This window comes from Streptomyces sp. DSM 15324, from assembly GCF_001514285.1.
Classification (GTDB): domain Bacteria; phylum Actinomycetota; class Actinomycetes; order Streptomycetales; family Streptomycetaceae; genus Streptomyces.
Genome location: NZ_KQ949024.1, coordinates 585,133 through 608,914, shown reverse-complemented (window position 1 = coordinate 608,914; position 23,782 = coordinate 585,133). Strand labels below are relative to the sequence as shown.

Sequence of the window (23,782 nt, the reverse complement as noted above, 5' to 3'; positions counted from 1 at the left end):
GCCGTCAGAGAGGGAGACCCATGTCCGCGCTCGTCGTCTTCGACTGTTTCGACACCCTGGTCACGTCCCGGCCGCTGCCGGGTCCGGAACGATTCACCGTCGTCCTCGCCGACGCGCTCGAGCTGGACACCAGGTCCGCCGGCGTCGTCGTACACACCGTGTACGGCACCCTGTACGAGGCCATGACGGACCCGGACGCCTCGCAGCCCGCGACCCTCGACCTGATGGAGGGCGCGCTGCGCGCCCAGGGCGCCGTCCGGGAGCGGGCCGCGGTGGAGGGGGCCCTGTGGCGGGCGCTGGGCTGCGCCGACCCCGACGGCTACGTGCTGTGCGCGCCGGTCGCGAAGGCCGCGCGCCGGGCGCACGAGGCGGGCCACACGCTCCGGCTCCTGTCCAACTGCTACCTGCCCGGCACCCTGATGTGGGATCTGCTGCGCCAGGCCGGGGCGCCCGACATCTTCGACCGGGGACTGTTCACCGCCGACGGCGGCCCGAAGAAGCCCGACGCCCGCGCGTTCCGGCAGATCGGCGAGGGCGACTTCGAGCGCCGGGTGATGGTGGGCGACTCGGCCGAACTCGACCTCGTACCCGCCGCGGCCCTCGGCTGGGACACCGTCCTCGTGACGCCCGGTGCTCCCGTGCCGGACGCGTTCTTCACTCTGCTCGATCTGTGACGACGGGCCGGGCGAGGCCCGTGCCGGACCTGTGACGACCGGCCGGGCCGCATCCGCGCGATCTCGCGTTCCGCACAAAGAAACACCCGCTGAACTACGGCGTCCCCGCTGCCTAGAGTCGATCCGTCACGGCGAGCCGGGCACGCGGGCCACCGGGCCGGCCGGTCCGGGACGAGCGAAGGGAGAACCATGGGCACGGCTGCCGAGAACACGGCAGGACACCCCGACGACGGCGTGCCGCCGCACCGGGCTCTGCTGGACGCCGGCTGGAGCACGGCGTGGACACCGCCCCCGCTCCGCGAGGGAGTCACCGGCACCGAACGCATCAAGGACCTCGCCGCGGGCGGATACGCCGCGCTGCCGATCCCCGAGGACCTCGGCGGCGCCGGCGCGAACCTGGCCGAGACGGCCGCGGCGCAGCGCACGCTCGGCAGGCTCGACCCCTCCGCCGCGGTCGCCCTGAACATGCACGCCTTCACGGTCGGCCTGATGGTCGACTACTTCGGACGGCACCGCGACACCACGTGGATGCTGCTGGAGGGCATCGCACGCTCCGGCGCCCTCGTGGCGTCCGCGTTCGCCGAGCCCGGCGGCAGCCCCAACTTCATGACCAGCCGCTCCGAGGCCGTCCCGACGGAGAAGGGCTACCGCGTCAGCGGCGTCAAGTACCCCTGCTCGCTGGCCACCACAGCCACCCTGGTCTGCCTGACGGCCCGCGTCACCGGCACCGACGAGACCATCCTCGCCCTGATCCCGAGCAGTTCGCCCGGACTGGACGCCGAGGGGGACTGGCCCTCGCTCGGCATGCGGGAGTCCGACACCGCCCGGCTGGTCCTGCGCGACGTCGAGGTCGACGACCGGCTCGTCTTCCACCGCGGCCCCGCCGACGTCATCGACGAGAACGTCACCCACGGCATGGCCTGGTTCTCGGTGCTGCTGACCGCCACGTACCACGGTGTCCTCAGCGGCCTGCTGGACACGGCGTACCACGGTGTGAACGCCTCGCGGCGTTTCGGCCCGCGCACCGCCCTGCTCGGCCGCGCCACCCGCGAACTGCTGACCCTCGGCAGCGCCTGCCGCCAGCTCGCCGCGGACATCGACAGCGGCACCCTGGACGGAGCGGCGGCCATGGCGGCCGCGGTGGGCCTGCGCGCCACCCTCAGCGACACCCGCGACCGGGTGGTGTCCCTCCTCACCCCGGTCGTCGGCAGCCGCCTCTACGGGCGCGGACAGCAGGAGGCCGGGCTCGCGCTCGACTCGCTTGCCGCCCACCACCACCCACCGTCCCTCCTGGTCTGCGACGAGGTCGTCGGCAGCTTCGGAACCGGGCGTGAGATCACCTTCGACCCGGCCGACTGACGCCCGGCCGCTGCCGCCGGACGCCACGGAACCCACCCCGGGCACCAGACAAGGAGACACACCACCATGCCGCATGTCGAGGTCAACCTGCCGATCAAGGCCCCGGCGGCCGAGGCCTGGACGGCCGTCACCCGCCTCGAGGACTACGCCGCCTACATGGAGAACGTCGAGTCGGTCACCGTGATCGGCGAGACCGACACCGGGGCCCGTACCAGTGAGTGGTCCGTCCTGCTCAAGGGTTCGGTCCTGGAGTGGATCGAGGCCGACACGCTCGACCACGACGCGAGGGTCATGTCCTTCGACCAGGTCTCCGGGGACCTCGACGTCTTCAACGGGTACTGGCGCGTCGAGGACACCGGCGACGACACCTCGGTCGTCACCTTCGTCGTCGACTTCGAGATAGGCATCCCGCTCCTCGCCGACATGCTCAACCCCGTCGCCACCAAGGCACTGCGGGAGAACGCCGAGCACATGCTGCACGCCATCGAGCGGCGGATCACGGCGGTCTCGTGACCGTGCCCGCGAGGATCCTGGTCACCGGAGCCACGGGGGCCGTCGGCAGCGCCGTCATGCGCGCGCTGCGGGCGGTCGGCCACACACCGCACGGTGTCAGCCGCCGCGGCGGCGAGGGGGAGCACCACTCCGCCTGGCACATCGGCACGGAGGAGCCACCGCAGGAGCTGCGCGGCCCCTGGGACACCGTCGTCCACTGCGCCGCCGACACCCGCTGGAACCTCCCCGACGAGGACGCCGAGGACGCCAACGTCGTGCCGTTGCGCGCGGTGCTCTCCCTGGCCGGCCCCGAGACCCACTTCGTCCACCTGTCCTCGTCCTTCGTCACGGGCCTTCACGGCGACATCACCTCACCCTCGCGCGACGCCTACCGCAACTCCTACGAGTGGTCCAAGGCGCATGCCGAGCGGATCGTCAACGCCGAGCGGGACGGCGCCGACATCGTGCGCTTCCCGATCGTCATGGGCTCCCGGGCGGACGGCGCGCTCGACCGCTACAGCGGCTTCTTCTGGCTGCCCGCGGCGATGTGCAACGGCGCCGTGCCCGCGCTCGTCGCGGAGGAGAAGGGCCTGCTGGACATCGTCAGCACCGACGACGTCGCCGAGCACGTGATCCGGCTGCTCGACTCCGGTAAACCGCAGGGGCACCGGCTGTCGGTGCTCGGCCGGGGCGACGGCGCCCAGCGGGTCGGCGACGCCTTCGACACCGTCCTCGAGGCCCTGAACGACTGGCGCGCCGAGCACGACGTGACCCCGCTGGACCGGCTGCCGTACGTGACGCCCCAGCAGTGGAACCGCTTCTACCTGCCGTTCGCCGAGGAGTACCTGGACCGGGCGCAGGTGCTGAAGGTGACCGCCTTCCGCGCCTACCAGGGCTACCTGTCGGTGATCGACCCCTTCGAGGTCACCGTGCGGGTCGCGGACACGCGGGACGTGCTGTACCGGTCGATCCGGCGCTGGGCCGACACCCACGGGGCCTCCGCCCGCCGGGTACCGCGTCCCTGGCGCGCCTGACCGTCCCCCGTTCTCCCACCTCCCCCTCATCACCCGAGAAGAGATGGCCATGCTGTCGATCGAACGAGACTCCCGCACCGTCGAGGACCTCCCCTACGAGCTCGTCGAGCGCAAGGGCGTCGGCCACCCCGACACCATGTGCGACGCCATGGCGGAGCGCATGTCCCGCTACTACTCCCAGCACTGTCTGCAGGAGTTCGGCGGCGTCGCCCATCACTGGTTCGACAAGGTCACGCTGTACGGCGGGGGCGCCGACGTCGATTTCGGGCGGGGCGAGATCACCGCCCCGTACCGGGTCAAGGTGTTCGGCAAGGGCGCCTACCGCGTCGGCTCCACCGAGATCCCGGTGCACGACCTCATGTTCCGTGCCGCCGCCGACGTCCTCTCCGAGGTCACCACCGGTTTCGATCCCGAGCGGCACCTGGTGGTAGAGCTCGGCATCGTCGACCACCAGGGCTCCGGCCGCGGCGTCTCGCGCTACCAGCCGGCCTCCGCGGCCGACCTGGTGCCGCTGCGGGCCCCCGGTCTCGTCTCCAACGACACCAACCTGCTGCACGGCTACGCGCCGCTGTCGCGCCTGGAGACGGTGGTGCTCGGCCTGGAGAACCTCGTCAACGGCGCCGACTTCAAGAAGCGCCACGCCGACACCGGCTGGGACGTCAAGGTCTTCGGCAGCCGCCGCCGGAACACGTTCAGCCTCGTCGTCAACATGCCGTTCCTCGCGGCCGGCATCGAGACGATGGACCAGTACTGGGCCCGCAAGTCCGTCATCCAGCGGGAGCTCGAAGCGTACGTGGCCTCGCTCGGCATCGAGGACGTGCAGATGCTGATGAACGCCACCGACCGCAACGGCCGCCCGTACCTCACCGCGATCGGCTCCGTCGCCGACACCGGCGACGTCGGTGTCGTCGGCCGCGGCAACCGCGTCAACGGCCTCATCACCCCGATGCGACCGATGAGCATCGAGGCGCCCGCCGGCAAGAACCCGCTCGACCACACCGGGAAGATCTACAACGTGATGGCCATGCGCCTGGCCCGCGAGGTCCACGAGCGGTTCGGCGGCCCCTCGCAGGTGCACATCTTCACCTCCAAGGAAGCCCCGCTGGAGGCCCCGGACGAGGTAGTCGTCACCTCCCCCGACGCGGACGAGACCGCGCTGAAGGAGCTGGTGGAGAAGACGGTCGCGAGCTCCGGCGACCTGACGGCGGAACTGATCGAGACGGGCATCACCCTGTGGTGACACCCGAAGAGGTACGCGCCCTGTCGGCCGCGGCGCTGGACACCCGGCGCCGCACCGACAGCGGCCGGCCGCAGGCGCCGGCGCCCGAGAGCGGCAGTCACGTCGCCGTCGTGGTCAAGCCCGAGGTCATGGCCGCCCCGCACGCCGCCGACATGTCGGCGGCGGCGGTGGAGGCACTCGGCCGCCAGGGAGTGTCCGTCCTGCGCTGCGCGGTGGTCCCGGCCGCGGACTTCGCCGCCCGGGGCGACCTGCTGCTGCACTATCCCCGCCTGCACCGGGTGGCCGTCGACGGCGTCGCCGCGCTGACCTCCGGCGCCCGTCGCGAACTCGACGCCCTGCGGGAGAAAACAGGCGTCCGCGACGTCCTCCCGGCCTACGTGGCGATGGCTCACGGCGGCCTGTCGCCGCGCGCGCTGGAGGACCGCTGCCGGGACGCGGGCATCACCAAGCTCGGCTCCGGCTCGTACGCCTCCGTCACCGAGGTGGGCGGCCGGCCGACGGTGGTCCTCAACGGTTTCCTGCCGGCCCTGGACCAGGGGTACCGCACCCCGAACGCCCTGGTCGGCCTGCTGGAGTGCCACAGCGCGCGACCCGTGGCGGAGCTGCGCGACGCGGTACTCGGCGAGCTGCACCCGTTCCGCGCCGCACCCGGATCGCTGCGGGGCGCCCTCGGGGCCCTCGCCCGCGAGCACGGCATCGAGCTCTCGGAGGGGCGCAACGCCGTGCACCTGTCCGCGGGACACCTGGAGGGCATGTTCCAGAACTGGCGGTACTTCACCGCCGGGGACGGCGACGGCCTGGACGGCACCTCCTTCGGCCGGGCCCTGGTCCGGGCGGGCGTGGATCTGGACGCCGTGGCCGCGCTCGCCACCGACCCGGACGTCCCCGACGGCGCCGGGCGGACGCTGTCCCCGCACGGAGCCACCGAGAATCTCGACCGCGACGAGGCCGTCCGCCTCGTCGGACGATGGACCACCACGAAGGAGTTGGCAGGATGAGGGGCCGGGCACGAGGACTCGCCGGACGCACCGCGATGGTGACCGGCGGCGCGCAGGGCATCGGAGCCGCGGTCGTCGAACGCCTGTGCTCCGAGGGCTGCCGGGTCCTGGTCTACGACAGGAGCGCGGAGCACGGCCGGGCCGCGGCCGAGAAGTGGACGGCCGAGGGGTACGAGGTCCGGCTCGCGGTGGGCGACGTCATGGACACCGCTGCCGTCAAGGCCGCCTTCGCGGACCTCCCGGACGACTGGGACCGGCCGACACTGCTGGTCAACCTGGCTGCCGGGTTCGTCTTCAAGGGGCTGGAGGCGACCGCCGAGGACTGGCACGCCGCGCTCGACCCGACCATCGTCGGACTCTCCATCGTCACCCGCGAGTTCGTGGCGGGCCTCCCGGAGCGCGACGCCGACGCGGCCGTCGTCAACATGGCCTCGATCTCGGCGCACATCTCGCAGAGCGGCTACCTGACGTACAACACGGGGAAGTCCGCCGTACTCGGCTTCACCCGGTGCACGGCCCAGGAACTGGCCCCGCGCGGCATCCGCGTCAACTCGGTCAGCCCGGGCACCGTCTGGAACGCCAACAACGAGCGCTTCCACCGCGAGGCCCTGGGCCTGGACCGGGCGACGGCCGAGGCGGCGCCCGAACACGGCGGGAAGTTCCTGCTGAAGCGGTTCGCCGATCCCGAGGAGATCGCGGCGCCGATCGCGTTCCTGCTCTCCGGTGAGGCGAGCTTCATCACCGGCACCGACCTGCCCGTCGACGGCGGATACCTGGCGGTGTGAGCCGGTGATCGACCTCCACACGCACCACGAGCGGTGCGGGCACGCCACCGGTTCACTGCGCGACTACGTCACGGCGGCGCTCGACAAGGGCGTCAAGGTGCTCGGCCTGTCCGACCACACACCCATGTTCGCGGAGCAAGCCGACCACGCGCTGCCCCCGGTGGCGATGCCCAAGTCGGAGTTCCCCTCGTACATGGCCGAGGCCTTCGCGCTGAAGGAGGAGTTCGCCCGCAGCATCGAGATCCTCGTCTCCACCGAGGCGGACTTCTTCCGGGGCCGCATGGACCCCTACTCCAGGGAACTGGCCGGCTACCCGCTGGACTACGTCATCGGCTCCGTCCACATGTTCGAGGGCCGGGACATCTTCGACACCACCCGCTGGGAGACCCTCGAGAACAGCGAGGACAGCAAGGACGAACTGGCCGCGGTCAAGGGACGGTACTTCCGTGCGGTGGCGGAGTGCGCGCGCTCGGGGCTCTTCCAGGTCATGGGGCATGTGGACGCCCTCAAGGGCAACCACCCGGAACTGGGGACCGTCCCCGCGCCGGCCGCGGCCGACGAGATGCTCCGGGCGATCCGCGACGCCGGTGCCGTGATGGAGGTCAACACCTCGGGCGGCACCAAGATGCACGGCGGCTGGTACCCGGAGCACGACCTCCTGGAGCGCGCCCACCACTTCGGCGTGCCCCTCACCTTCGCCTCCGACGCCCACGTCCCCGAGCGCGTCTGCGACCAGTACCCGGACGTGGTGCGCGTGCTGCACGACATCGGCTTTCGCACCTGGACGGTGTTCCGCCGGGGCGAGCCCCGCACGGTCCCCCTCGCCTGACGCCGGTCGGCGGAGAAGTCCCGCAGCCGCCGACGAAGCCCGTCTGCCTCCCGGCCGCCGCCCCGGCTCCCTGCCGGATGTCCTGCGGGGCCGGCCAGGCCCCGGGCCACGACGGCTGCCCACGATCACGCGGAGCCCGACCGGGGTGTGGGGGAGCGTCGCTGCCGGGCACGGCGCGGCGCAGGTCCCGCCCCTTGCCTGCGCGTCCGGTGAGGCGTGGGTGCCGTCGATGCCCTCGACGGCACCATCGTCTGACAACGGCAGGAGCCGGCCGCCACTTCGGCGGCCGGCTCCGTGCTCGTGAGGAATGCCCGTGTCGGAGTCGGCGTCCCACTCCTTGATGAGCGCGGCCACGCCCTCCCGCTCGGTGGCCCAGTCCGGGAACGCCTGCCCGGCAGGAAGACTCAGCTTTGAGGACCGGCCGCGGATGTTGATGCCCAGGCTGCCCAACGGTACCTGGTTCTTGTAGATGCGCTGATGGGTGTCGCCGACCAGGAACAGGTCGTCGCACCGCGAGCGGTCATCGCGCGGACACCCGCCCCCCACGACCGGTGTGGGTGCCGACGGCCTGGCCCAGGATGGCCTGTGTCCACTACTTGCGCACTTCAGCCATTCAGACCGAAAGGGCCCTCTTTTCACCTGCCTTGACCACCCGGACCCTGACGGGAAGGGAAAGCGCGCGGGCAGTGCCGAGGGGGAGCCGCGATGTCCGAACCGCTCTACGTTCCCGTTCTGCCGGCTCGGCCGCACGCGGCGGAGGCCTATCGCCGTCTGCGGCCGGACGTCCGGGCCGCACTCATGCCCCTGTGGAACCTTCCACCACTCCCTGGTGTGGCGCCGGCGAAGACGGACTCCGCCGTCCGGAAGTTCGTCGACCCGGTGAGCCGGGTGCATCGCCACCACGGCGGATGGGTCGACGCTCCCTTCGCCGAGGACGCCCAGATCTCCTCACTCGCCGACGCCCTTCTCGTCTACAGCGGGCTGGGCCGGCTGCGCCCGGTCACAGGACCGGAGCGGACCGAGGCGCAGCAGACCGCGGCCCTGGAGACGGCGCGGCGCTGCGACTGCGGTGTCGGTGTCCGGGTCACCGTCACGGGTGAGTGGGACGGCGACACCACCGAAGCCGTCCGGGACCTGCTGGCGCGGGCCCATCCGGCCGTGCCCGTCGATCTGCTGCTGGACATGGGCGGCGTCCTCGGCGACCGCCCGGACGCGGGCAAGGAGGCGCTGCGCGCCCTCGACGCCCTGATTCCCCTGGCCCCGTGGCGTACCGCCGCCGTCCTCGCCGGGGGATTCCCCCGCCTCACGGGCGACATGCTGGAACGGGGCCTGCGGGAGGAGCCCCGCACCGACTGGCACATGTGGCACGAGGTACGGGCGAGTGCCCGCGCCTACCTTCCGCTGCTCGGCTACGGCGACTACGGTGTGCAGCCCGTCTCGGCGCTCACCCAGGTCCCGAAGCGGAACAGCAAGGGAGGCCCGCCCTGGGGTGCGCTCCGCTACACCACAGAGAGCTCGTTCGTTCTCTCCAAGGTGCTGACCCGAGGAGACGACCGGATCGCGGTCAACCGTCGGGCGGCCCGGCAGATCCTCGATCTGCCCGAATTCCGGGGCGCGACCGCCGGGGCCGGGGAGTCCTGGCTGCGCGGTTGCGCGGCCGGGCCCGTCACCTTGGGCGGCGGTACGGGCGGGCCCACGGAATGGCTCTGGGCAGGCAACGTCCAGCACATGACCTACGTCGTCCGGTGCCTGCCCGGCAGCTGAGCCGGAGACAGCGGCACGTCCGCGCTCAGTCGAACAGCGGCGCCAGCGCCTCCTCACCCGCCAGGATCCGCCACGCCGGAACCCGTACCGTCCGCCCCACCGGACACGCCTTCGCCCCGTAGCCCCCGGACGGCAGCCCGGTCAGCAGGTCACCCCGCGCGTGGATGAGCCGCAGATGCCGTGCCGGGTCGCCGCCGTGCTGCGGGCCTGGGTCGACCAGCACCGCCGTGTTCTCCCCGGCCTCGGTGAACAGCAGGTCCACCGGCTGTCCGCCGACCGTCGCCGCCCGCTCCAGATCGGTGAGCCCCCGCTCGGTGAGGTACTCCTGGAGCCGGTCGGCGAGCTCCTCGCGGAACCCGGTCACCGAGGCCGCCGTCGCCACCGGCACACCGTCCTCGCCCGCCTCAGCCCCCAGTGGCACCGAACGCCCCGCGAGCAGGGTCGGCAGACCGCTCTGCCCCTGCCAAAAGGCGTGACCGCCCACGGTGATCAGCTGAGACCTGGCCCGGGTCACCGCCACGTTCCACAGATTGACCTGGCTCGCGACCCAGTGGGTCGTCCTCGGCGGCGTGTTGTGCGTGGCCACCGGGCTCAGCACCATCACATCGCGCTGCCCACCCTGGAAAGCGTGCACCGTGCCGACCCGGACGCGGTCGTCGTCACGCCACACCCGCGCCAGCGCCTCCTTCTGCGCCCGGAACGGCGTGACCACGCCCACCGTCGCGTCCTGCGGCAGCCGCGCCAGCAGTTCGTCCACCACCCGCCGTACGGCCTCCGCCTCGGCCTCGTTGCGCCAGGACCGCCCGTCGCCGCCCCGCGCCGACTCACCGTGCGCTACGTCGACCCAGCCCAGCACCGGCGCCGGCTCCGCCGCCCCCACCGGGTCGACAGCCGGGACCTGCCGCCGTACGTCGGTGAGCACCCGCAACTGGCCCGCGTAGCAGTAGCCGTTGACGACGTCGGCGATCCGCGGGTGGCAGCGGTAGTGCTCGTCGAGGAGCAGCGCGGAGTCGCCGTGCTGCTCGGCCGCGTGGTACGAGGAGTACACGTGGTACGTCAGCCGGTAGTCCTCCAGCTGTGCCGCGCTCAGCCCGGCCCTGAGCCGCGCCTGCTGTTCCTGCTGAGGTGACACGCCGGGGATGTGCCCCAGCTGCATCGGGTCGCCGATGATCAGCGCCCGGCGGGCCCGGAACAGCAGTGGCAGTACCGAGGGGATGGAGCACTGACTCGCCTCGTCGATGACGACGAGGTCGAACAGCTTCGGGGTGAGTTCGAGCTGCCGCACGGAGTGGGTGCTGATGGCCCACCCCTTGATGTGCGTCATCAGGTTCTTCTGGCTGCGCTGGTAGCCCGAGCGGCCCCGGAGCGCCTGGAGCCGCTGCCCCATGAGCCCGCGTGCCCTCGTCAGCACCTCGGCGGACATCGCCCGCGACAACTCCGCCGACAGTTCGGACAGCGTGCCCGCCGCCTCCAGCCGCGACCGCCGCAGCCCGTCCTCGTCCCATCCCGAGTGCCGGGGCAGGAGCTCCCGCACCTCCCGTTCCACGGCCACCGCGTCCGCCAGCGACTCCAACAGCCCGGCCTGCACCGGCCGCCCGGTCGCCCACCCCGGCCACGACGCCCGGCTCGGACGGTCTCCCTCCGGGGCATCGGCCACAGCCGAGACCAGCGCGGCGAGCGCCCGCCCCCGACGCCACGCACCGAGCAGCCACCAAGGGGCCCCGGCCACCTTCCGCGCCCGGTCCTCCCAGCGTCCCAGAGCGGACAGTCCTTCCTCGTCGGCCGCCCACACACTTTCCAGGAGGGGCAGCGGCAACTCCACCGAGGCCGCCCGCTCCTCCCGCTCCCCGAGCAGCGCCAGCAGCCGTACCTCTTCACCGACGCGGTGCGCGGCCTCCGCCCGCAGTCCGTCAGCGGTCCTACGGGCGCTGCGCAACTGCCCGCCCACGGTGGCCGCTCCGCGTCGCGGGGCCTGGGCGGGCTCGCCGAGCAGCCGCTCCAGCTTCGCCGCCTCCCGCTCCAGCGCCTCGGCGTTGCCGGTCCGCATCAGCAGGCCGGGCGCGATGTCGTCGCAGCGTTCGGCCACGACGTTCACAGCCTCGTTGTTCGTGGAGGCGACGAGCACGGACTGCCCGGCGGCGACACAGGTGGTGACGACAGCGGTGACGACCTCGCTCTTGCCCGTCCCGGGCGGCCCGGTCGCCACCGTCAGGGGCCGCGTCATGGCCGAGGAGATCACCGACTCCTGGCTCTCGTTGCACGGTCCGGGAGCCACCACGTCAACGGAGGCGCCGCGCGCAGCGCCCTCACCACCGCTCAGCAGCGCGTCCAGGGCGGTGCCCGGGATCTGACCGGTCCGCGTCGAGATCTGAAGCAGGTTGTCCACCAGGGCCTGGGTGGCGACGGCCTCCACACCCGAAGGCACCAGCAGGACGGCCGCGTTGTGCGCGCCGGGCCGCAGGGCCTGCATCACCGTCCGCTCGCTGAGCGCCGACGGGTCCAGCGGCTCCAGCTCCGGCAGCCCCAACGCGTCGAGCAACTCCCGTACGGCGAGCAGCATCTGCGCGTCGTTGCCCTCCTGCCACGACGGCTGCCAGCGTGCGACGAGGTCGGCCGCGTCGCCCGCGTCCAGGAGTTCCGATACGACACCGGTGTGCAGGGACGGCACACCACTGGGCCGGAGCACGTCCCGGCCCTCCTCGTCCGGGGCGAGTTCCATCTGCTGGATGAGCAGCGGCGCCAGTTCCACCGACGTCCGGCGCCCGCGAGCCCCGCTGTCCCGCACGGGCAGCGTGATCGCCGGATAGCCGTACCAGTACTCCTGCTGAGCCCCCGCGTCCCGGCCGTCCCCACCGGCCGACCTGCCCTGCGGTCTGGGCAGCTTCCCCGGAGCGGGAAAGGTGGAGCCCCGCCCGGACTGTATGGTCTCCTCGCCCTGGCCCAGCAGGAAGTACTTCGATTCGCGTCCGCTGTCCCGGTCGGGCCGCATGGATGCCGCGGCCTGCGCGGTGAGGCAGTGCGCGTAGTACCGCAGCAGCCGCTGCCAGTCGACGCCGTCCCGGGCGTCCAGCGCTGCCAGCTCCCGCGCCTTCAGCAGGGCGGGGGAGCGCCGGCCGGCCTCCGCCGCGTCGCCGGGGAGTGCCGGGATGTGCACCGGGCGCGCCACGGACCGGGCGAAGGGCAGGCTGCGTGTGGCCCTGATCGTGGACTTGGTGGGGCGCTGTTCCTCCGGCACGCCGTCGCGCGTCATCTGTGCGGTGAGGTAGTCGAAGAGGTCGTCCGGCGTGATCCAGCCGCCGCCCTTGATCCGCCCGTTGCGCAGGCCCTCCACGATCTCACCGGTGAACCGGGACGTACCGAGGCTCGACCCGGGCGGCGCCATCGCGGACGCGGACTGGAGGGCGTCGGAGGCGGTGATGAAGTACACGCCGGTGGGCCGCAGCAGGGTGCTCGGCGCGGGCCGCGCGGGTGCCTCCCCGGATCCCTTCGAGGTCCACCCCTGGACGACGGAACCGCTGGAGCAGCAGTCCAGCAGTACCAGCTTCGAGGCGGCCCGGCACGACTGGAGCATCCGCTCGAGGAACTCCGCCGGGACCGCCGTGCCCGGCAGATCGCCCGGGTCGGTGTCCCGGGTCAGGAAGTACAGCTGGTTGTCGTCCTCGCAGAACTCCCCGTGCCCGCTGAAGTAGAGCAGGGCCGTCTCGCTGGGCTGCCGAGCCTCCAGGAACGACTCAAGGGCGTGCAGCATCTCCGCGCGAGTCGGTTCGGGGACCATCTCGCACTCGTTGTACATGCCGATCTCGGTGTTCTGCAGCACCGCCCGCATGTAGTGCAGGTCGGCGCGCACGGGAGGCAGGTCGTGGTACGCGTCGCTGTCGTACGTGGACACGCCGACGAGCATGGCGAACCGGTCGTTGTCGGTCACGTCCGCTCAGCCCGCCGTGGGGGCGTCGCCGCCGAGGATCTCGTCGTGCCCACCCGCGAGGAAGCGCTCGATCCGGTCGTCGTCCTCGCGGGCCTCCTTCCCGGTGATGTGCAGGGTCGCGCCGTCCGGCCGCTTCACGATGATCGTCCGCTGCGGCACGCGTGCGAGCCAGATCTGCACCCCGGACGCGACCAGCGAACCGGCACTGATCAGCACGCTGATGGTGTCGGCCGACGGCCCGCCCTTGTCCGTTCCGCCGCCGGCCGTGGTGCCCTGCCGGGGAGTGTCCAGGGCGGCGGTCGGGTCTGCTTCGGAGATCCCGGCGAGCAGTTCACGCGCCTCCTTTCGGGCACGTAACGGGTCCTCGTCGACGATGGAGATCCGGTACCCGGTGCGGTCCTCGGGCGTGGTGGTCACAGCGCGTCCCCCTGTGGTCTGCCGTGCTCCTGGTGGAGGCATGGGCCGACGACGATAGCCGGGGGTACTGACAGCGGGCGCCCGAGTATCCGAAAACCCGTCAGGCCTTGGCGGGAAAGCGGCTGACCGGCGGAGACGGCGCGGGTGTCTCGGTGGGCAGTCACCGTTCCGCCCACACGGTCTTGCCGGGCCCGTCGACGTGCGGCGCGACCGCCCGGCGTGACGCCTTCCGCGCCACGATGAGCAGGCCCGTTCCAGGGGGCGTTCGAACACTCCGGCCTCAGACAGCGCCCAAGCGGTCTGCAGATACAGGTCTGCGGCCCCCGGGTAACTCGATGTGTAGGAGTCTTCGCCGTAGTACCCGCCCAGCCGGCGGCCGCTCTTCAGCCGCGCCCGCACCAGGCAGTGGCTCCGACGTCGGAAGATTCCTGTCCCAGGCCGTGGTGGTCGGTCAGAGGTCGACCCACTGCCTCGCGAGCGCAGCCAGGACGTGAGCCCACGGGCCTGCGATCAGGATGCAGACGGTGTCGAGAGCGATGCCCGCCGTCACCGCTCGGAGTACGCGCTCGTCCAGGTATCTGTGGACCGGGTCCGGACCCAGGGCTTCGGCGCAGTCGCGCGATCTTCGTTTCACGCTCATGCGGGCGGCGTGCGGCGACCTGGCCGGGGGGAGTCGGAGGTGCTGAGGCTGATCACGCAGGGCTGTCCGATGCGGAGATCACGGAGCGGCTGGCCGTGGCAGGGACGACGATCAGGGCGCAGTTCAGCAGGGTGTGGGCGAGGCCGGGGTTGCGGGGACGGACGCGGGGCGGTGTCCACGTCCGAGGCACGGTGGGTCCGGCCTGACGGTCGGTGATCCGCACGGGCGACGAACCGGGGATCGCTCACGAACTCCCGCTGGAGGGAAGTCCGCCGTTTTCGAGAATGTCGTCCAGAGCATCTCCCGCCGCTTGGTCGATCGCCGCCATGGCGCTTCGGTAGGCGTAGCCGTATTCGGTGTCCGACAGCGACTCGCAGCCGGCAGGACGGGTCTTCGGCGGGTTTGTCGGCGACCAGTCCCCGGTGGCGACCGCGGTGATGCCTGCCATACAGGCGCGGATCGCCTCGGCGTCAGCCGAGGGCACAGCGGTGGCCGTGCCTGCTGCCGCAGAGGAAGCCGTGGTGCTGTCCGCCGGGCTGCCGGAGTCCCCTGATCCGCCGGAACAGGCGGCAAGTGTCAGCAGCAGGGCTGCCGTAGATACAAGTGCCGCCGTAGTCCTCATGACCCGTGCCCCCAGGTGATGTTGAAGAAGACATCACATAGTGACAGATTCGAGCTGGTGGCGCACTGATGGGCTCGGTGACCGACTCGTGCTGCTGCATGGGGATTTCGGGCAGAGGAACGGTGGTTGCGGTGCCGCCGGTGGGTGCGGGGTGCTGTGGGCTGGAAGGCATGAGTCCCTTATGGCTGCCGGGGACGTTGCGAGGGTCATGATGTGCGAGCCGGCGTCCGGGGACTCCAGTTCAGCAACCTCGCAGGCAAGTGGGGACGACGAGGTCGGCGAGTTCGAGGACGTGAAGACCGCCGGTGCCGTGGTCGTGCAGGAGCACGGGTGCGGCTTCTCCACGCTACTGGCGGTGACCGGGCCGCTGGCGGGCACGGTGTGGTGGGACGGGCGGGCGACCTGCGACAGGATCGTGCCGCTGTCCCCGGACCATCTCGGCGGCGCCCGACCGGTCCGGTTCGCGGAGCGGCTGGAGCACCGCTCGTGGGCCCTGCTGCCGTCGGACTGGCCGCGCCACCCCTTGACCCCCGTCGTCCCTCGCCGGCGGCTCACTTGCGGGTGAGCGACGAAAGGCACCCCTGGACTTCCGCCGCCTCATGGTTCTTTCCGCACGTGGGCCGCTCTGGTAAGTCTGTGGGGCGGGTCACGATCGGCTATGGCGAACTCGCCCTGCCCACCTGCGGATACGCCGGATGGCACAACGCGCTGACCCTCGACGCCCCGGCCTTTCCGGAAGCGGCGGGCATCCGCGCCCGGATGCGGAAGGTCGTCCCGGGGTTCAGCGACGACATGCTCACCCACTTCTCACGAGGGGGACACTGATGACCGCTTCACCGAGAGACAGAGACCGGTCGGCTTCCGTACGGCGTTGGGGGGCCGGTCTGTTGGCGACGGTCGCCGCTGCCGCCCTGCTGTCGGTGCTGTCGCCGCATCCCGCTCGGGCGGCAGAGGACGCCACCCGGTCGGCTTCCACTTCCTCGGTCTCGTCGGCGGATGACGCGCTGGCACGCCGCTACGCGCCCCGGATCTGGCTTCAGCAGGACGAGTCCTACTTCCCGGCCGCTGTCGAGCCGTTCCTGGCCAACACCCACCTCGAGACCCGTGCGGACAACGGCAACCCCAACCAGCAGTTCCTCGTGACCAACCAAGCGCTGGGCTGCGACTCCTGCACGAATCCGCCGTTCCTGGCCGGACAGCGCCCCGGTCAGACCGCGGTGCCGGCCTACGCGGAGGTCGTACACCGCACCGACAACGGCAACCCGACCAACATCACCGACATCAACTACTGGACGTTCTTCCCGTACAACAACGGCAAGCGGGTCTGCGTCGGATGGTTCTCCCGCTGGGGCTGTGTCGGGGGCTACTCCACGTTCGGCAACCACGTCGGCGACTGGGAGCACGTCACCGTCCGCTTCGTGGACGGCACGCCGTACCGGGTCTCGATGGGCCAGCACGACGGTGGACAGACCTTCCCGTACGGCGGCTCGGAGGTCGCCCTGGTCGGCGATCAGCCGGTGGTCTACGCGGCGCAGGGATCGCACGGCATGTACCCCGACGCACGACGCCACACCTACCGCAATCTGCCCAATGGCGACACCCTCAACGACGACACCGGCGCAGGCACCCTCTGGGACACCCGGCAGGCACTCAAGGTGTTCGCCTGGCAGCCCGTGGGCAGCTACACCGGCGAATGGGCCTGGCTGAACTACACCGGCCGCTGGGGCAACCCGAAGTCCGGCTGCACCTTCTCCGAGGCCCTCAGCGGGGAATGCGTACTGAACAACGGCCCTGAGGGCCCGCCCAGGAAGTCCCTGTTCGACCCGCACATGCAGCCCCTGGACGGCGAGCCCGGGCTCCGGTGACGCCAGCCGTCCGCTCGCGTCCCGCGGAGGTGGTTCGAGAGGCCGGGGCGAAGGGAGATTCGCCGCAGGGACGGTCATACGCCGAGGCACCCAGTCCCGTCTGCGAGGCAGAAAGGGATGCCACCCGGCCGTGAGCGGCGAGCCCCAGCTCCCGAGCCCGGTGCCACACAGGGGCACGGCCTGGCCGGTCTCACCGGCCGCTTTTCACGTCCCCCGCTCCGCCCAGTTGGTCGGTCAGCAGAGCACGGAACCGCTCGTACTCGTGCAGCGCCTCGGCGAAGTTGCCCTCGGCCCGGCGAACCGCTGTCACAGCGCGGCGCGCGCTCTCCCGCAGTGGTTCGCTGCGGCCGGCTTCAAGGGCGGTGTCGAGCGCCATCGCACAGTCGCCCAGAGCGCACAGATCGGCTGCGGCCGCCTCGATCTGGTGGGAGGCGGAGCTGCCGCAGCCGATCCCGTTCGAAGATCACCCAGTCGTCGTCCCAGCCGGGCAAGAGTTCGCGCAGCCGTAATTCCGGCGAGTGCAGTCCGGTTACCGCCGGGGTGGCGTAACCGGGCGCCCGCGGCACCGACGGACTCGGTCACGTCAACCGTGACGAACTCGGCCAGGGCAGTCGAGAGTCCCCGCGGGGAAGTCCGGGCCGAGTGACCTCGAGTTGTGCCACGTTCAATCAACTGCCTTCCCCAACCGGTCACTTGCCGAGTACGGTGACGCCCGCAGCTCTGGGAGACACCGTTCGGCCAGCGGCTGGACTCTGGGAGAACTGTGCTTCGAGGGATGACCGCGGCATGCCCGAAACCGGCGGCGGAAGAGTGGTGAGCGCAGGCGGACCGTCGGTCGTGCCGGTTCACCTGGACGCGCGAGATGCGGTTCGCGGTGGAACTCCCTGCCGCCGGACAGTTCGGGAACTCCTGAACGATCCCGCCACCGCGCCCCGCGCTCTCCCTTGACTCATTTCCCCCGCATGAGCGGGAAGACCTCCTCCAGCTCCGAGAACGGAACTCCGACATGACCACCTTCCACGTCGCGGTCGACCACCCGGACCCCGACACCTACGACATCACCACCACCTATCTGGGTACCGTCGACCAGGCGCACGTCGACCGGGTGCGCGCCATCGCCGCCCTTCCGGGCTCGGAGCGTCACGTCAAGGAACACCCCCGGCACGAGGGCGCCTTCATGGTCCTGCGCGACGACGGCGACCTGGACGTCTACGAGCCCACCGGCCCGGCCGAGCCCACCGGCCCCGCCGAGCACGCCGCACCCGAGCCCGACGCGCTGCCCGAGACCGCCCCGCTGCCCGAGACCGCCCCGCTGCCCGAGCCCGACGCGCTGCCCGAGACCGACCCGCTGCCCGAGCCCGACGCGCTGGCCGAGCCCGACGCGCTGCCCGAGGCCCATGACGAAACCGGCGACCGGCTCGCAGGGCTCCTGGGCAGCGACAGCCGCACCCTGGCCGGATCGCCTCACGGCGCCTCGGGCCCGGCGTACATCGACGGCGTGATCCGGTTCGGCGCGCAGCGCATCGGAGGACCGATGGACACCCCGCTCGAGCCGCCGCGTGCCGTGTGGCACACCACCGAGTCCCCGGCCGGCGCCGGCTACTTCACGTCCGTGGGCGCCTTCCTGGTCCGTGCCGGGGTGGAACCGCAGGTGATCTACTGCCCTGTCACCGACCGGCTGGGCCAGTTCGGGCCCCTGAACCTGTCCTCGAGAGCGCTGAAGAACGACGGCACGCACCGCACGAACCGAACCGGCAAGGTCTGCATCCAGATCGAGGTGCTGGGACGGGCCGCCTCTCCGTGGACGACGGGTTTCGACCCGAAGGCCAAGCCGAACTTCCGGAGGCTGCTCACCGCGATACGCGCGCACGGCATCCCGGACGTGTGGCCCGTCGGGGCCCCGCCGGCCACCGCTGCCGCCGCGACGGAGCGTCCCAGAATCACCTGGGAGAACAAGGGCGGCCACTACGGGCACTCCCAGATCCCCGGCCAGGACCACTGGGACCCGGGGGCCATCGACACCGAGATCGTGCCCGGCAGGCCCCGCCCCGCCCACGGGGGAACCGCTCCGGACGCCGGTTCCGGTACCTACGTCGTGAAAGCGGGCGACACCCTGACGTCCATCGCGGCCGCGCACCGCACCACGGTGGCTGTTCTGCTGTCCCTCAACGCCCTCAAGGACGCCGACGAGATCGCGGTGGGGCAGAGACTGCGACTGCCGACGGCGGCCCCGGCGAAGCCGTCGGCACCGCGGTACGAGCCGTTTCCCGGGACGGCGATCTTCCGCGCCGGCCACCGCAGTCCCCTCGTCAGCGCCCTCGGAAAGCGCCTGGTGGAACTCGGCTTCGGCACGCACTACACCTCCGGTCCCGGACCCGAATGGACGGAGGCGGACCGGCTCAACGTGGCCGACTTCCAGCGCTCCCGGCCCGAGCTGGCGGGCGACGCGGACGGGATTCCGGGCCCCAAGACGTGGGCCGCGCTGAAGATCCCGAAGCTCTGACGCCCGCCCGGCCGAGGCTCATTCCCCGTCCAGGGCGCGCCGCCACTCGGCCACCGACTCCGCGGGCACGGGCTGCCCCCAATCCTCCGGGCCGGGGCGCCCCGCCGATGTGGAAGGCGTCGATGCCGGCGGCCCTCGGCAAGGGCTGCCCCTGGAGCACCTGCCCCGGCGGCGAGGCCGGTGAATCGGCGGCGCAGGGCGTCCCGGAGGGCAACACCGACGGTGCTCGCGTGTGGGAGCCGTCCCGGGAGCACGGCTTCCCCGCGTAGCAGGTCAGGGAGGGGTGCGGTGGCATCCTCGCATCAGATGCCCCGGAAGAGACCAGCGGAAGGCGTGACCTGCCCCGATGGGTGGTCGCGGGTGCCCCGCGTGAATGATCTTTTGGGTGTTTCACGCCCGTGCCCGTTGATGCAGCCGGAAATCCCCGAAAAATTCCCAGGGGAATCCCGGTGCCGGCGGAGGGTGGGTGCTGTGCTCGTCACGCACTCACCGAGTCAGGTGGGCCGCATTCGTCGTCACCCGGAGCCGTCCGACGAAGGGGTCGAGTGCAAGGCCGAGGCCAACCAGGCCGAGGCCCAGTCCGCCCAGGCGGCGCCGCTCGCTCAGACCCACCCCAGCGGGAAGTCCTGGCCGCTCGGACCGAGTTGGCCCAGAGTCAGGCCCAGCCGCGCCAACTCCACCCGGGGTCGTCCGATGCGCATGTCCAAGCGGAGGCAACGGCTTCTATTGGAAAGTTTGTTGCACCTGGGTCAAGTGTTGGCGAAAAATCGAAGCAACTAGTGCAACAACTTTCACCCCCGTATGGATAGTGCGCGTAAGCGCTCAATAAGTGATGCTGAGGTGGGGGAAGTTGAGACACAGACATCGCGTCAGACACACGGCTACGGGATCGGCACGGGGTCTACTGGCTGCAGCGGTCGCCACGGCGACGGCCGTACTGACCGCACTGCCCTCCACGGCCGCCCCGGCGGCCGCTGCGGAACCGGCCGCCGCCCCCTCCGCAGGACAGCGGGCGCTGGCCGAGGCGAAGGAGTCCGGCCGCCGGGTGGAGGTGACCGACGAGCGCACGGAGCGCACGACGGTCTTCGCGAACCCCGACGGATCCACCTTCACCCTGGAAGAATCCTCGATTCCGGTACGGGTGGCGAAGCCGGGCGGAGGCTGGCAGCAGCCCGACGCGACCCTGGTACGGCGCGCGGACGGGTCCGTGGGCCCGAAGGCCGCCGCGTTACGGATGAACTTCTCCAGCGGCGGCAGCAGCCGGCCGCTCGTCTCGATCAGCGAACACGGCAGGTCGCTCTCCCTCGACTGGCCCGGGAAACTCCCCAAACCCCAGCTCGACGGGGCGAGCGCGCTGTACCCCGATGTGCTCCCGGACGTGGACCTCAAGGTGACCGCCACCGTCGAGGGCTTCCAGCACGTCCTGGTCGTCAAGACCCCCGAGGCGGCGGCCGACAAGGCACTGAAACAGCTCGACTTCGGCCTGCACAGCACCGGGCTGACGGTCCGCAGGACCCCGTCCGGAGCGCTGGCCGCCGTCGACGAGACCGGCCAGACCGTGTTCCGCGCGCCCACGGCGCAGATGTGGAACTCGGCGGGCCGTGCCGTCGCAGCCCAGCACCGCGCGGCCCAGCGGCTCACGGACTCCGCGAAGGCGCCGGTACCGGCCGACCCGCAGCAGGCGGCCCCCTCGGGCTCCGGCATCGAGCCCGGCCAGGGCGACAAGGTCGCCCGGATGCAGGTGCGGGTCTCCAAGAACGCCGTCTCGGTGGTGCCGGATGCCGCCCTGCTCACCACCACCCCGGCGGCGGACTTCCCGCTCTTCATCGACCCGACCGTGACCTGGGGAGAGTCGGAGCGCACCCTGCTGCGCAGCGACGGCTACGAGGACTACGCCTGGGGCAACGGCGACGACAACCTCGGCAAGGGCGCCGGACACTGCTCCTCCTGGAGCGGGTACTACTGCGGGCCCGGCTACACCCAGCGGCTGTACTTCGAGTTCTCGCCGAGCAGCCTGAAGGGCAAGCAGGTCCTGGACGCGACGTTCCGGGTCACCGAGCCCTGGGCCTTCCAGTGCGACCCGCGCTGGGTCGACCTCGTACGGACGAACAACATCTCCTCCTCCACCACCTGGTCCTCACGACCCAAGGAGCTGGACTGGATGGGGGACCGGTATGTCTCGGCGGGGCGCGGCTCGCTGTGCGACCCGGACTCCCCGGACGCCCCGATCGAGTTCAACGACAACCCGGAGGAGACGAACGAGAACCTTACGCCGACGGTGAGGGACTTCGCCGCGGGCAAGTTCTCCCGGCTGACCCTGGAGATCCGGGCCCACGACGAGTCCGACACCTCCGCCTGGAAGCGCTTCCGCAACGACGCGGTGCTGGCCGTGGACTTCGTCGGGCTGCCCGGCACCCCGACCTCGGTCGGGCTGGTGACGGGCACCGGCACGGTGTGCGCGAAGACCGAGTCCGACCCGGCGGTCGTCTCGGATCCGACGCCCCTGCTGACGGCGACCCCGCAGACCAAGTCGGGCGGTGAGAGCGGCGCCCAGCTTCGGGTCGCTTTCGACCTCGACCAGAAGAACACCGACGGCACCTGGGCCGACACGTCGGCGGGCAACGGCGACGAGCGGCCCTCCACCGGCTACGTCGGGGACGGGGTGAAGCAGTCGATCTCCTGGTCGACACTGACCGAGGGCAAGCTGTACCGCTACCGGGCCTGGGTGCGCTCGTACTACAACAGCGGCAAGAGCTATCTCTCCGGTTCCTCGAACGCCTCGACGACCGGCTGGTGCTACTTCAAGGTCGATCCGACCGCACCGAAGGCACCCACGATCACCTTCGGCAGCCCGTACAGCAGCTGCACCCCCAACGCCTGTGCGGCCGCGGGCGGTCCCGGGGTCAAGGGGAACTGGACCTTCGCCCCGGCCTCCGGTGACACCAACAACGTCTCCTACCAGTACACCCTGTCCTCCTGGACCACCTGGCCCACCGCGAGCGGCGCGAGCCCCTCGGTGACCGTCACCCCCGACGCGTCCGGCACCTACACGCTGTTCGTACGGGCGAAGGACAACGTCGGCCGTTACGGGGCGTGGAGCGCGGTGGACTTCCTGGTCGCCGCCGGCTCCGGGCCGGTGGCCCGGTACCACTTCGACGAGGCGAGCGGGGCGGCGGCCGACACCGCCACGGCGGGCACGACCCGGCACCCCGCCACGCTCTCCGCCACCGGCGCGGCACGCGACGACCGCGGACGCCGGGGCCTGATCACCCATGACGCCACCGGACAACCGCTGGCCACCCCGGTCACCGACAAGGGACTGGTGCTCAACGGCAGTGCCGGCTCCGCGTCCACGACGGGCCCGGTCCTGGAGACCAGGTCCTCCTACACGGTCTCGGCCTGGGCCTGGGTGGACCCGTCCTCGACGAAGACGGTGTCGCTCGTCAGCCAGTCCCCGTCCACGGCCAGCCCGTGGGCCAAGAAGTACAGCCCGTTCGTCATCTCCTACGGCGGCAAGTGGAGCCTGCGGGTCTTCTCCACGGCAGGAACCTTCTCCCGGGAGGCCGAGGCGCCGTTCGCATCGCCGAAGGGCGTCTGGACCCACGTGGCAGGCGTGTACGACGCGACCGCCAAGAAGATCTACCTGTATGTGAACGGCAAGCAGGTGGCCTCGGCGGACGCCGGCACACCCTGGTCGGCCGACGGCAGCATGGAGATCGGCCGGGTGATGTACGGGGACAGCTACCTGGACAACTTCACGGGCTCCATCGACGAGGTCACCGTGTGGCAGCGCGCCCTGACGCCCAAGGAGGTGGGCGACGAATCGCGGCTGCTGACCGCCGAGAGCTACGCGGGCCTGGAACTCGTCGGCGACTGGGAGGCCGCCCGGGGCCGCGGCACCACGATCCCCGACACCACGTCCGGCTACGGCAAGAGCCTGACGCTGGAGGGCGGGGCCGCCCTGACCGACGGCGACATGGTCCTCGACGGTGCCGACGACGCCGCCACGGTCAACGGGCCGCTGGTGGACGGCAACGGCGCGTACACGGTGACCACGACCGTGGCCCTGGACGGCGCGAAGCTGGCGACGAAGGACATCGGCTACACCGGCGGGGTGCTCAGCCAGCAGAACTCCGACGGCCTGTCCTGGGGCTTCTGGTACGAGCTGACCGGCAAGGACACCGTGCTCGACGACACCACCCTCGAGGAGCACACGGTCCCGGTCGGCAAGTGGCACTTCGGCTCCCTCAAGGACGGCACCTTCAGCTCCGTGGTCTCCGACGAGGTGGCCGCGGTCGACAGCCCGGTGCGGCTGACCGGTGCCTACGATCCGCTGTCCGGGACCATCAGTCTGTATCTGGGACACAACCAGAACGGCGACGCGAAGGCGTTCACCGGGGTCATCGGTTCGGGAACCTTCGCCGTCGGCAAGGGATACGCGGACTCCGCCTGGGGTCACCATCTGCCGGCCCGGATCGCGGAGGTGCGCCTGTTCGCCGGTGCGGTCGCGAGCTCGGACCAGATCGACACCGTCATCGGGGACTGAGCAGGGCGGGGCGGGCCCCGGTGTTCGCCGCGGCCCGCCCCTCGGCTCACAAGCACATGGCCGGCCCCGACGGGCGATCCGGTCCCTCA

Annotated in this window: 19 protein-coding genes and 2 pseudogenes; 15 read left to right on the top strand and 6 right to left on the bottom strand. The window is 71.4% G+C overall.

The window, feature by feature from the left end; all coding sequences use genetic code 11:
- Nucleotides 1-20 precede the first annotated feature (20 nt).
- From AQJ58_RS08805 to AQJ58_RS08770, 8 genes are all read left to right on the top strand, one after another.
- Nucleotides 21-674, top strand: a complete 654-nt coding sequence (locus tag AQJ58_RS08805) for an HAD family hydrolase (RefSeq protein WP_067246986.1) — start codon at nt 21-23, stop codon at nt 672-674.
- Nucleotides 675-863: 189 nt separating this feature from the next.
- On the top strand, nt 864-2,033 hold the full coding sequence (locus AQJ58_RS08800; RefSeq protein WP_067246984.1) for an acyl-CoA dehydrogenase family protein: 1,170 nt from the start codon (nt 864-866) through the stop codon (nt 2,031-2,033).
- 66 nt (nt 2,034-2,099) lie between these two features.
- Nucleotides 2,100-2,546, top strand: coding sequence for a type II toxin-antitoxin system RatA family toxin (locus AQJ58_RS08795; RefSeq protein ID WP_067246983.1), 447 nt, complete (start codon nt 2,100-2,102; stop codon nt 2,544-2,546).
- The gene (locus AQJ58_RS08790) at nt 2,543-3,559 is read left to right on the top strand and encodes an NAD-dependent epimerase/dehydratase family protein (protein ID WP_067246980.1); all 1,017 of its coding nucleotides are present in this window, start codon (nt 2,543-2,545) and stop codon (nt 3,557-3,559) included. Before AQJ58_RS08795 ends, AQJ58_RS08790 begins: the two co-directional genes overlap by 4 nt.
- Nucleotides 3,560-3,608: 49 nt before the next feature.
- Complete coding sequence (locus AQJ58_RS08785; RefSeq protein WP_199844548.1) at nt 3,609-4,799, top strand: methionine adenosyltransferase; 1,191 nt, start codon at nt 3,609-3,611, stop codon at nt 4,797-4,799.
- Complete coding sequence (locus tag AQJ58_RS08780; RefSeq protein WP_159056221.1) at nt 4,796-5,797, top strand: hypothetical protein; 1,002 nt, start codon at nt 4,796-4,798, stop codon at nt 5,795-5,797. Before AQJ58_RS08785 ends, AQJ58_RS08780 begins: the two co-directional genes overlap by 4 nt.
- Nucleotides 5,794-6,582, top strand: coding sequence for an SDR family NAD(P)-dependent oxidoreductase (locus AQJ58_RS08775; protein WP_067246971.1), 789 nt, complete (start codon nt 5,794-5,796; stop codon nt 6,580-6,582). Before AQJ58_RS08780 ends, AQJ58_RS08775 begins: the two co-directional genes overlap by 4 nt.
- A gap of 4 nt (nt 6,583-6,586) precedes the next feature.
- Nucleotides 6,587-7,411, top strand: a complete 825-nt coding sequence (locus AQJ58_RS08770; RefSeq protein WP_067246969.1) for a histidinol-phosphatase — start codon at nt 6,587-6,589, stop codon at nt 7,409-7,411.
- 297 nt (nt 7,412-7,708) lie between these two features.
- On the opposite strand, the pseudogene AQJ58_RS45845 reads toward AQJ58_RS08770, so the two are convergent.
- Nucleotides 7,709-7,944, bottom strand: a pseudogene (locus AQJ58_RS45845) (DNA helicase); the annotation flags it as partial.
- A 172-nt stretch (nt 7,945-8,116) separates the two neighbouring features.
- Here AQJ58_RS45845 and AQJ58_RS08765 point away from each other — a divergent pair.
- Nucleotides 8,117-9,175, top strand: a complete 1,059-nt coding sequence (locus AQJ58_RS08765; RefSeq protein ID WP_067246967.1) for a beta family protein — start codon at nt 8,117-8,119, stop codon at nt 9,173-9,175.
- Nucleotides 9,176-9,200: 25 nt separating this feature from the next.
- Here AQJ58_RS08765 and AQJ58_RS08760 read toward each other — a convergent pair whose 3' ends face one another.
- The 4 genes and pseudogenes from AQJ58_RS08760 to AQJ58_RS43260 form a co-directional block, all read right to left on the bottom strand.
- Complete coding sequence (locus tag AQJ58_RS08760) at nt 9,201-13,100, bottom strand: caspase, EACC1-associated type (RefSeq protein ID WP_067246964.1); 3,900 nt, start codon at nt 13,098-13,100, stop codon at nt 9,201-9,203.
- 6 nt (nt 13,101-13,106) lie between these two features.
- A complete protein-coding gene (locus tag AQJ58_RS08755; protein WP_079078780.1) occupies nt 13,107-13,517 on the bottom strand; it encodes an effector-associated constant component EACC1 in 411 nt (136 codons plus the stop codon).
- 309 nt (nt 13,518-13,826) lie between these two features.
- Nucleotides 13,827-14,000 (bottom strand): annotated as a pseudogene (locus AQJ58_RS44300) (DUF6338 family protein); the annotation flags it as partial.
- A 401-nt stretch (nt 14,001-14,401) separates the two neighbouring features.
- On the bottom strand, nt 14,402-14,605 hold the full coding sequence (locus AQJ58_RS43260) for a hypothetical protein (protein ID WP_159056220.1): 204 nt from the start codon (nt 14,603-14,605) through the stop codon (nt 14,402-14,404).
- A 355-nt stretch (nt 14,606-14,960) separates the two neighbouring features.
- On the opposite strand from AQJ58_RS43260, the gene AQJ58_RS08750 reads away from it, so the two are divergent.
- The 3 genes from AQJ58_RS08750 to AQJ58_RS08740 all read left to right on the top strand — a co-directional run bounded on the left by AQJ58_RS08750 (nt 14,961) and on the right by AQJ58_RS08740 (nt 16,644).
- Nucleotides 14,961-15,344: a P-loop NTPase family protein gene (locus AQJ58_RS08750; protein WP_234359993.1), complete on the top strand. Its 384-nt coding sequence runs from the start codon at nt 14,961-14,963 to the stop codon at nt 15,342-15,344.
- Between the two features lie 71 nt (nt 15,345-15,415).
- Nucleotides 15,416-15,604, top strand: coding sequence for a hypothetical protein (locus AQJ58_RS43790; RefSeq protein ID WP_067246960.1), 189 nt, complete (start codon nt 15,416-15,418; stop codon nt 15,602-15,604).
- A gap of 62 nt (nt 15,605-15,666) precedes the next feature.
- Nucleotides 15,667-16,644, top strand: coding sequence for a Vps62-related protein (locus AQJ58_RS08740; RefSeq protein WP_067246958.1), 978 nt, complete (start codon nt 15,667-15,669; stop codon nt 16,642-16,644).
- Nucleotides 16,645-16,834: 190 nt separating this feature from the next.
- On the opposite strand, the gene AQJ58_RS08735 is transcribed toward AQJ58_RS08740, so the two are convergent.
- A complete protein-coding gene (locus AQJ58_RS08735) occupies nt 16,835-17,065 on the bottom strand; it encodes a BTAD domain-containing putative transcriptional regulator (protein WP_267892051.1) in 231 nt (76 codons plus the stop codon).
- Nucleotides 17,066-17,650: 585 nt separating this feature from the next.
- Here AQJ58_RS08735 and AQJ58_RS44295 point away from each other — a divergent pair.
- The 3 genes from AQJ58_RS44295 (at nt 17,651) to AQJ58_RS08725 (ending at nt 23,693) form a co-directional block, all read left to right on the top strand.
- Nucleotides 17,651-19,147: a peptidoglycan-binding protein gene (locus tag AQJ58_RS44295; protein WP_067246953.1), complete on the top strand. Its 1,497-nt coding sequence runs from the start codon at nt 17,651-17,653 to the stop codon at nt 19,145-19,147.
- A 122-nt stretch (nt 19,148-19,269) separates the two neighbouring features.
- The gene (locus AQJ58_RS43780) at nt 19,270-19,416 is read left to right on the top strand and encodes a hypothetical protein (RefSeq protein ID WP_199844547.1); all 147 of its coding nucleotides are present in this window, start codon (nt 19,270-19,272) and stop codon (nt 19,414-19,416) included.
- Nucleotides 19,417-19,997: 581 nt separating this feature from the next.
- A complete protein-coding gene (locus AQJ58_RS08725) occupies nt 19,998-23,693 on the top strand; it encodes a LamG-like jellyroll fold domain-containing protein (protein ID WP_420712143.1) in 3,696 nt (1,231 codons plus the stop codon).
- The last annotated feature ends 89 nt before the right edge of the window (nt 23,694-23,782 follow it).

What these genes read in the sequence shown, in the direction of transcription:
- AQJ58_RS08750 (WP_234359993.1), top strand. Translation starts at nt 14,961, where the DNA reads ATGGCTGCCGGGGACGTTGCGAGGGTCATGATGTGCGAGCCGGCGTCC.
- AQJ58_RS43260 (WP_159056220.1), bottom strand. Translation starts at nt 14,605, where the DNA reads ATGGCAGGCATCACCGCGGTCGCCACCGGGGACTGGTCGCCGACAAAC.
- AQJ58_RS44295 (WP_067246953.1), top strand. Translation starts at nt 17,651, where the DNA reads ATGACCACCTTCCACGTCGCGGTCGACCACCCGGACCCCGACACCTAC.
- AQJ58_RS08805 (WP_067246986.1), top strand. Translation starts at nt 21, where the DNA reads ATGTCCGCGCTCGTCGTCTTCGACTGTTTCGACACCCTGGTCACGTCC.
- AQJ58_RS08765 (WP_067246967.1), top strand. Translation starts at nt 8,117, where the DNA reads ATGTCCGAACCGCTCTACGTTCCCGTTCTGCCGGCTCGGCCGCACGCG.
- AQJ58_RS08775 (WP_067246971.1), top strand. Translation starts at nt 5,794, where the DNA reads ATGAGGGGCCGGGCACGAGGACTCGCCGGACGCACCGCGATGGTGACC.
- AQJ58_RS08785 (WP_199844548.1), top strand. Translation starts at nt 3,609, where the DNA reads ATGCTGTCGATCGAACGAGACTCCCGCACCGTCGAGGACCTCCCCTAC.
- AQJ58_RS08800 (WP_067246984.1), top strand. Translation starts at nt 864, where the DNA reads ATGGGCACGGCTGCCGAGAACACGGCAGGACACCCCGACGACGGCGTG.
- AQJ58_RS08795 (WP_067246983.1), top strand. Translation starts at nt 2,100, where the DNA reads ATGCCGCATGTCGAGGTCAACCTGCCGATCAAGGCCCCGGCGGCCGAG.
- AQJ58_RS43780 (WP_199844547.1), top strand. Translation starts at nt 19,270, where the DNA reads ATGCCGGCGGCCCTCGGCAAGGGCTGCCCCTGGAGCACCTGCCCCGGC.